The organism is Microbacterium mcarthurae (assembly GCF_046064585.1).
GTDB classification, from domain to species: Bacteria; Actinomycetota; Actinomycetes; order Actinomycetales; family Microbacteriaceae; genus Microbacterium; species Microbacterium mcarthurae.
Map to the genome: position 1 here is coordinate 1 of NZ_JAROCE010000010.1, position 709 is coordinate 709.

Sequence of the window (709 nt, forward strand, 5' to 3'; positions counted from 1 at the left end):
CATGCCTCATTACGATCTGGTCATTCTTGGTGCGGGTCCCGGCGGGTACGTCGCGGCCGTGCGCGGCGCGCAGCTGGGGCTGTCGGTCGCGATCGTCGAAGAGAAGTATTGGGGTGGGGTGTGCTTGAACGTGGGCTGCATCCCCTCCAAGGCGCTGCTGCGTAACGCCGACCTCGCGCACACCTTCCACGCCAAGGCCGACCTGTTCGGTATCTCCGGGGATGTGCACTTCGACTTCGGCAAGGCGTTCGACCGGTCCCGTTCGGTCGCGGCCGGTCACGTCAAGGGCATCCACTACCTGATGAAGAAGAACAAGGTCACCGAGTACGAAGGCCGTGGTCACTTCACCGACGACCACTCCCTGACCGTGACCAAGACCGACGGGTCGACCGAGCAGGTCACCTTCGACAACGTCATCATCGCCACCGGCTCCACCGTGCGGTTGCTGCCCGGGGTCGAGCTGTCCGAGAACGTCGTCACCTACGAAGAGCAGATCCTCACCCGCGAGCTGCCCGAATCCATCGTCATCGTCGGCGCCGGCGCGATCGGGATGGAGTTCGCGTACGTGATGACCAACTACGGCGTGAAGGTCACCATCATCGAGTTCCTCGACCGGGCCCTGCCCAACGAAGACGCCGAGGTCTCCAAGGAGATCCAGAAGCAGTACAAGAGCTACGGCGTGGACATCCTCACCTCCACCAAGGTCGAC

General features: G+C 63.2%; 1 protein-coding gene. It reads left to right on the forward strand.

The genetic code is table 11. From position 1 onward, the window contains the following. Position 1: 1 nt before the first annotated feature. On the forward strand, positions 2-709 hold a 708-nt coding region (locus P5G46_RS15280), incomplete at its 3' end, for a dihydrolipoyl dehydrogenase family protein (protein WP_408905989.1).